Origin of the sequence: Roseiarcus sp. (genome assembly GCF_052145395.1) — a bacterium.
In the GTDB taxonomy this organism is placed as follows: Bacteria; Pseudomonadota; Alphaproteobacteria; order Rhizobiales; family Beijerinckiaceae; genus Roseiarcus.
Window position 1 is genome coordinate 1 of the sequence record NZ_JBKQOT010000856.1, and the last position, 7,454, is coordinate 7,454.

Genomic DNA, 7,454 nt, shown 5'->3' on the forward strand with positions numbered 1-7,454 from the left:
CCCACTCAGCCTGACCACGTATTTCTTGACGGCAACCTCTGTGCTGGCCACGAATCAATCTCCATCGCTCGATCGCGACAGCACAGATTCAGACAATGCCAGCAAAAGCAATGACGTGAGCCACTAGACGTGCCGCCAGCAGACGCGCCTCCACCGGAGCCGCCGCCAGAGCCGCCGCCAGACCCGCCGCCGCCGGAGCCTCCGCCAGACCCGCCGCCGGAGCCTCCACCGCTCGAGCCACCCCCGCTTGCGCCGCCGTGAGAACCGCCGGACGAGGACCCAGACCCCGAGGAGCTGGCGCCATGCGCAGACGCAGCGGACGAAGCTGTCGAGCCGTTATGACCGCTAACCTCGGTCAATTTTTGCACCAGGCAAACCGAGAAGCCGATGGGACAGGACGCTCGACCCTGAGCCGCAGCCAAATTGATGAAGAGAAGAAGCGAAACGGAAGAAAGGAGTGTCAATTTCATCGTAGTATTCTCCGCCGCAGGTTTCATTGCTGAAGCGCAAAGCAAGGAAAATACGAATTCAAATCTCTAAGCGGCGCGTGGTCAAGATTGAAGTTTTCGGATCGTCCAAAATATTTCTTCTCCATCTTTCCGTCGAGTGGAGGAGTCAACCTATTGATCGAATCTCTCAAGAGATCCGTCAGTCCTCCTGCGAAAGCACGATGAAATTGGGTCTCTCAAACCCTCGCTCGACGCCCTTCGACCATTGCTCCGGCCTTCGCGCGCCACGACGAAGCGACGGCCGGCTCCCGCTTGCGAGGGCGGGACAGGGCGGGGGTCGCGCCAGGCATTTCTCGATTGTCTTCAATCCCATCCGCTGGGATTCGCGGGGACCACCCGCCTTTCATGTCGTCGTGCGACCCCCCGCGCTGTCCCTTTCAATCCCGAGCGCCGGCGGGGGCCGGGTCCACCGCAGAAGAAGCAAGCACTCCGCCGTCAGCTTCGCAGATACTTGTTGAGCCAGTCGATTGTGCGCGTCCACGCTTCCTTCGCCGCGGCTTCGTCGTAGCGCGGCGTCGTGTCGTTGTGAAAGCCGTGGTTGGCGCCCTGATAGATATGACCCTCGTGCGGGACGTGGGCCTCGGTCAGCGCGGAGTCGAACGCCGGCCAGCCGGAGGTGATGCGGGTGTCGAGCTGAGCGTATTGCGCGTTGACCGCCGCCTTGATCCTTGCGGCGTCCGCGGCCGGCGGCTGGACTCCGTAGAAGGGGACCGCGGCGGAGAGGTCCGATCCCATGGCGACCGCAAGCTTGTTGACGACCCCGCCGCCGAAGCAGAAGCCGACCGCGCCGAGCTTGCCGGTGCAATCCGGCTGGCCTTTCAGCCATTCCGCGGCGGCGAGGAAGTCCGCCTGCATCTTGTCGGGGTCGACCGTCTTGAACAGCGCGAGTCCCTTTTCGTCGTCGCCTGGATAGCCGCCGACGGAGGTCAGTCCGTCCGGCGCGAAGGCGATGAAATTCGCGATCGCCAGCCGTCGCGCGACGTCCTCGATGTAGGGATTGAGGCCGCGGTTCTCGTGGATGACGATGACGGCGGGAAGCTTCACCGTCGTCGCCGACGGACGAGATAGCCGCTGATCGTCCCGGTCCCGCGCGGCGAGGGGACGCTCACTCTGCGCGCGGTCAGCCAAGGATCGTCCGGCGGGACCTGGATCGCCCAGGCGTAGTTCGGCCTGAGCATGTCGAAAAGCGCGGCGACGGTCACGCCGCCGACCGCGAATCTTTGCGCGCCGTCGAGGAAGGCGCGTCGGCTGATCCCGCCGTGGACATAGGCGTCGAACAGATCCAACAGCCCCTGCGGGAAGTCGGAGGCCTTTTTCCGCTCCATCGCGTATCCTCTGTCCGGAAAGCTCAAGGGGTGAAGTTGCTCTGCCCTGGCCCGGCGAGGTGGTAGACGTCGCCCTTGTCGTCCTGCGTCGAGGCGGCGTACCCGCCCTTCGCCTCGAGGATCAGCTCCTTGTCGAGCATGACGCTGCGGAACTTCCACCCCTGCGGCAGCTTAAGCCGGTCGCCGAGCGAATCGAGATCGTCGACGGCCGTGTCGTGCGCCCCGGTGTAGGCCGTCAGGACCCAGGTGTGGCTCTTGGGATCGTCGAGCAAATAGACCTTCGCTCCCTTCTTGAAGCCCTCGATCGCGGTCCGCGGGAACCACTCCATGCGATAGGCGTCCGACGGCGGCTTTGCCGAGAGTCTGGATTCCGGCGCCGGACCGTTGCCCATCCAGGCGGCGTCGAGCCCGTCGAAATTGCGCACCGCGCCGACCCGGTCGGCGAGCCAGTCCACCGCCCAGTACCGGGGCGGGCTCGTCCATGCGGCGACCGCCTGAAACTTCTTGGCGACCTTCTTCGGATCCACATGCGCTGCGTAATCCTGCGGCGCGGAGTCGCGCGTGTCGTCCCCGTCGTTCTGCCCGGTTGTGTTGTAGATGCTGACGTAGACGACCTTCTTGATCACGTCACGGGCGTAGAGGTCGATCTCTTCGAACCGGTAGCCGCGCAGATTGTCGAATTTGCGCTGCTCCGCGGCGGCGCAGTCGTCCGGCAACTGGCTGAAGTACTTGCAGGTCGAGCGATCGGACGCGAAAGCGGGCGCCGGGGCTTCGGCGGCCAGAAGCGCCAGCCCCAGAAGAAGACCATCCAGCGCCGGGCGGCCGCCAAACCGCCAGTCCCACATCGGCATCATGACCTCCGCAGTTCGCAACTGCGTTCCCGAGACGCCCCCCGTTGACCGGAATGGTATTGCCAAAAGAGCCGAGTCTGCAACCGCGTCGCCGCCCGCAAGCCCAAAGGTTCCGCTGCTCCGGCTCGCGGTGGTAAAGAGACCTTTCATGGACCGGCCAAACGACGAGATTGCGCAGTCCGGGCGCCTTTCGCCGGCGCGCGACCCTCACCGTCGTCCGGTCCTTCCGCGATCTGTCGGCATGCGGAGGGGCTTTCCGATCGTCGCCATCGTCGGCGGCTTCATCGGCGGTCTCGCCTACCGGCTGGCCTTCGATCCGGAAGCAGAGCGGACGCTCCTGGAGTTTTTGCGCAGCGGCATGCACGGCGTGTGTCTCGGCCTGACCATTTGGGCCGTTCAGACCGCGTTCGACGCGGGGAACTGGCCGGGCGTGGCGCTCCGCAAGCTGCCGCTGGCCGTCGAGGTCGTCGTGAAGGCGCTCGCCTTGACCGGTGCGCTTATCGCCGTCGGCCTGGTCCTGCAGTTCATCCTCTATGCCGACGTCGGGCGCGGCTGGGTGACGAGCGACCTTGTGCGGATCGTTGCGGTCAGCTTCGCCTTCTCCATGGTCGTCGGCGTGGTGATCGAACTCGAGCGCCTGATCGGGGCGCCGCTGCTGATGAGCGCGCTGCTCGGCGTTTACCACCGCCCGACTCGCCGAAGACTGATCGTGATGTTTCTCGACATGGCGAACTCGACCCGGCTCGCCGAGGCGATGGGCGAGGTGAAGGTTCACGATCTGATCACCCGCTTCTTCTTCGACATCGACGAGCCGATCGCCGACTTCGGCGGAGCGGTGCACGCCTATGTCGGCGACGAGGTGATCGTGAGCTGGCCGCTCAGCGACGATCCAACGCGCAACGGCCGCTGCGTCGCCTGCTTCGACGCGATCGGACGCAAGATCGACGCGCTTGCGTCGTCCTACGAACGGGAATTCGGCGTCGTCCCCGCATTCCGCGCCGGGATCCACGCCGGGACGGTCGTCGTCAGTGAATGCGGCGACGCCAAGCGCCAGCTTGCCTTTTTCGGCGATACGATGAACGTCGCGGCAAGGCTGTGCGACTATTGCAAATCGATTGACGCGAGCCTCGTGATCTCGGGCGACCTGAGGCGCGCCCTCACGGCGCCGGACGGCGTCCTGACGGGCGAGCGCGAGCTTGTCGAGGCGCGCGGCCGGCGAGAGCGGGTGGAAGCGCACGTCGTCCGGTTCGCGCGGACGCCGTCCCGTTCTGTCAGGCATCCATCCTGAGCACGACCCGAAATCGCGCCTTGCCGCTCATCATCCGGTCATAGGCTTCCTGGGCTTTGTCGAGCGGGTAGATTTCGTTCATCGAGGCGACGCCGTTCAGCTTGCTGAAGTCGAGCGTGTCCTCCGAATCCCGTGCGATTCCCGAATACCAGCCGTGGATGGAGGCGGACTTCAAGATCAGATCGATGGGGTTGATGGTCATCGGTCCCACCGCCCCGATCACCATCATGACGCCGTTCGGCCCGAGAGCGCCGACGATCGACTGCATCGCTGCGGCGTCGGTGACGGTGGCGAGGATCGCCTTCGCCCCGCCCATGGCGCCGAGCGCCTTCGCCGGGTCTTCGGCGTCGCTGTCGATATAATCGGTTGCGCCCAGTTTCCGCGCCAGCGCCTCCTTGTCGCGCCCGCGATTGACCGCGACGGTGCGAAAGCCCTGCCGCGCGGCGAACTGGATCCCGAGATGCCCGAGGCCGCCGACACCGTGGACGGCGACGAGATCGCCGGGGCCGGCGCCGCTGTGGCGGAGCGCGTTGAACGTGGTGACGCCGGCGCAAAGCAGGGGCGCCGACTCGACCGGGTCGAGATCGTCGGGCGCATGCGCGACCGCGGAGGCCCGAGCCACCATGTGCGTGGCGTAGCCGCCGTCCCGGGTGACGCCGCTGATCTCGGTCACTGTTTCGCAGGCGAAGGCCGCGTCGCGCCGGCAATGCCGGCAATAGCCGCACGAGCCGCCAAACCATCCGACGCCGGCCCGGTCGCCGACCTTGAAGCCCTTGACGCCAAGGCCGAGCGCGTCGACGACCCCCATGACCTCGTGCCCGGGCACGCGCGGGTACTGGATAAACGGGAACAACTTCTGGACGGTCACGGCATCGCTGTGGCAGACGCCGCAGGCGATGACCCGGATGCGAAGCTCCTCGGGCCCCGGCTCAGGCAGGTCGCGCTCGACGGCTTCGAGCGGACCACCTGGTTTTGAAACGACCATCGCGCGCATCTTCGCCATGTCGGAACCTCCGTCAGGAAGGGGAGCTTCGAGCATGTGGCCGACTTGAGGCGAACTTGCGGCGGTCGGCCGGTCGGGTCTCCCGCCCGCTCTTTGAGCCTAGGCGGCGGTTAGCGCCCGCACGGTCTCGACCAGCTTCGCCAGATCGACCGCGTAAGAGAAGGGCGAATCCTTCATGTGCCTCGGGGCGTTCGCGAGCGCGTCCTCGGTCTGCGGCTGGAACAGCACGACATGCTCGAGCCCCAGCATGGCGAGGAGATGCGACGACCACGGATCGTGCTGACCCTCGGCGATGATTTCGACGACCTTTGCGTCCGGGCGGCAGAACAGGGCGTTGACGGTCGCCGCGCCGAACTCGCACACGATGACGTCGGCGTTGGCGAAGGTCAGCGCCTGCTCGTCGAACGAGAGCTTCTCCGGCTGGACCGCGACGATGCCGAACGGCTTCAGGGCCTCGATCATCTCCGCGCGGTTGACGATGTTGCGACTGTTGGCGAGGCTGCGGCAGACGAGCACGCGCTTCGGCGTTTCGAGGCCCGGCGCGGCTTTTCGCACATTGGCGAGGATCGCCGCAAAGACGTCCTTTTGCTGGGGATGCGCGTTCTGGCTGCTGATCCCGCTGTGGCGGTTGCTGACGATCGCGTGCTCGAGGAAGACCGGGTGCGGCCGGATCTCCCGGATGAGCCCGGGAGGGACATTGAGCCGGTCGATGAGGCTGCGCTGCCAGGGCTTTAGCGTCCAGGTCAGCATCGGCGCCCGCATTCTCGCGCCGAGATGGATCAAGGGAACCATGTCGAGAAGGTAGTGGCCGTAGTTCGGCTTCTCCGAGTTGGCGATCAGTAGGCGTTCCTCCGCGATCCTCGGCGCGCCGGCGAGCCGCTCCGGAAAGAAGACGGGCGCGGGCGCGCCGTCGGGTCCTGGCCGGTCGACGATCTCCTTGACCGACGAGAGGAAACCCTCCCGGAACGGCCCGAGGAAGGAATGCCGCCACACCCGGGCTTCCTGCGAGACGAGGAGCCCGAGCTTCGGGAACCAGTACTGGTCGACGAGATGTTCGAGCGTCATCGCCGGCGCGTCGACCGTGTGGGGGACATAATGCATCGCTTCGGTGGTCGTGGAATTGACCGTCAGCGGATGCAGCCGGGTGGGGTACCGCGTCGCTTCAATGACGCTGCATTGCGCGTGAGGCGGCGGAAGCCGCCCCTCGAAAGGAACGACGGCAAGCTCGGTCTCCCAATCGACCGAGACCGGGAGGCCGCCCTTCGCGCGCGCCGCCGCCGCGCTGCGCAGGCGCGCGCGCAGCGTCTTCAGCGGGCCGCGCACGGCCTTGCGCCACAGGCCGTGCAGCGACCGGCTCAAGCGCATGCGCGTCGCGTTCTCGACGCTCTCGGATGTCGCTGAAGTCCGCCGCCCGTTACGCAAATCCATATCCGTCGTCGCGACCGGGACGCCCCGGCCTCGCCGCGGCCTATGCCCCAAGGCGGCCGCCATCACAAGTCGAACCCCGGGCGCGTTATCCACGGCCGAGTGCGGCCTTTGCCTCGCTGGCGGAAGCGCTCTCGACTAGCATGGCCGCGATGAGCTTCCGATTCCTTCATGCCGCCGACCTGCATCTGGGTAGCCCGCTGCTCGGGCTCGCGCAAAAGGACGGCGACGTCGCCGCCCGCTTCGCCCGTGCGAGCCGGGAAGCCTTCGAGGACCTGGTCACGCGGGCGCTCGAGGAGGAGGTCGCCTTCGCCGTCATCGCCGGGGATGTCTTCGACGGCGACTGGAGGGACGCGTCGATCGGCCTGTTCTTCAATCGCCAACTGGCCCGCCTCGCCAATCGGGGCGTTCCGACATTCTTTCTGCGCGGCAATCACGACGCCGATAGCGTCGTGACCCGTTCGCTGACTTGGCCCGATAAGGTCCTCGAGTTTTCGACCCGGCGACCGGAGACGCACCGGCTCAAGGAACTGCGCGTCGCGCTGCACGGCCGCGGCTTTCCCCGACGCGAGGTCGCCGAAAACTACGCGCTCGATTACCCCGAACCGGTCCCCGGCTGGTTCAACATCGGCGTTCTGCATACCGCCTGCGGTCGTGCGGGCCACGAAAACTACGCGCCCTGCACGGCCGCCGAACTCGCGGCGAAGGGTTACGACTACTGGGCGCTCGGCCATGTGCACGCCTTCGAGATCGTCTCTCGCGATCCCTGGATCGTCTATCCCGGCAACCTGCAAGGCCGCAGCGTGCGCGAATGCGGGGAAAAGGGCGCGGTGTTCGTCGATGTCGCCGACGGCCGGGTCGACGCCGTGAGACGCGTCGCGACGGACCGCGCCCGCTGGGCCGAAGTGGTCGTCGACGCGGAGGCACACGACGACGAAGCCTCCCTGATGCGCGCTGTCGAGGCGGCGGTGCGCCCGCACGCCGACGGCGCCGAAGGACGCATGCTCGCGGTGCGCGTGTCGTTCGCCGGCGTGACGCCGCTGCATGCGCGCC

5 protein-coding genes and 1 pseudogene are annotated in these 7,454 nt (G+C 66.5%); 2 read left to right on the top strand and 4 right to left on the bottom strand.

Annotated elements, in window-relative coordinates:
- Positions 1-944 precede the first annotated feature (944 nt).
- Positions 945-1,834: pseudogene (locus ACLP25_RS29790) on the bottom strand (dienelactone hydrolase family protein).
- A gap of 23 nt (positions 1,835-1,857) precedes the next feature.
- On the bottom strand, positions 1,858-2,706 hold the full coding sequence (locus ACLP25_RS29795) for a hypothetical protein (protein ID WP_442472705.1): 849 nt from the start codon (positions 2,704-2,706) through the stop codon (positions 1,858-1,860).
- A gap of 127 nt (positions 2,707-2,833) precedes the next feature.
- Here ACLP25_RS29795 and ACLP25_RS29800 point away from each other — a divergent pair, with 127 nt between their 5' ends.
- Positions 2,834-3,973, top strand: coding sequence for an adenylate/guanylate cyclase domain-containing protein (locus ACLP25_RS29800; protein WP_442472706.1), 1,140 nt, complete (start codon positions 2,834-2,836; stop codon positions 3,971-3,973).
- On the opposite strand, the gene ACLP25_RS29805 is transcribed toward ACLP25_RS29800, so the two are convergent.
- Both ACLP25_RS29805 and ACLP25_RS29810 read right to left on the bottom strand, forming a co-directional pair.
- Entirely contained in the window at positions 3,957-4,976 is a 1,020-nt protein-coding gene (locus ACLP25_RS29805) for an alcohol dehydrogenase (RefSeq protein ID WP_442472707.1), read from the bottom strand. The genes ACLP25_RS29800 and ACLP25_RS29805 overlap by 17 nt on opposite strands.
- 99 nt (positions 4,977-5,075) lie before the next feature.
- Positions 5,076-6,341 carry a glycosyltransferase family 61 protein gene (locus ACLP25_RS29810; protein WP_442472708.1) on the bottom strand — a complete coding sequence of 422 codons (1,266 nt, stop codon included), beginning with the start codon at positions 6,339-6,341 and terminating at the stop codon, positions 5,076-5,078.
- A gap of 212 nt (positions 6,342-6,553) precedes the next feature.
- Between ACLP25_RS29810 and ACLP25_RS29815 the strand changes: the two genes are divergently transcribed.
- Positions 6,554-7,454 (top strand): metallophosphoesterase family protein (locus ACLP25_RS29815; RefSeq protein WP_442472709.1); only part of this gene is annotated, 901 nt, incomplete at its 3' end.

Bases quoted from the DNA above. Each gene is read 5' to 3' on its own strand.
- ACLP25_RS29800 (WP_442472706.1), top strand. From the start codon at position 2,834: ATGGACCGGCCAAACGACGAGATTGCGCAGTCCGGGCGCCTTTCGCCG.
- ACLP25_RS29805 (WP_442472707.1), bottom strand. From the start codon at position 4,976: ATGGCGAAGATGCGCGCGATGGTCGTTTCAAAACCAGGTGGTCCGCTC.
- ACLP25_RS29810 (WP_442472708.1), bottom strand. From the start codon at position 6,341: ATGCGCTTGAGCCGGTCGCTGCACGGCCTGTGGCGCAAGGCCGTGCGC.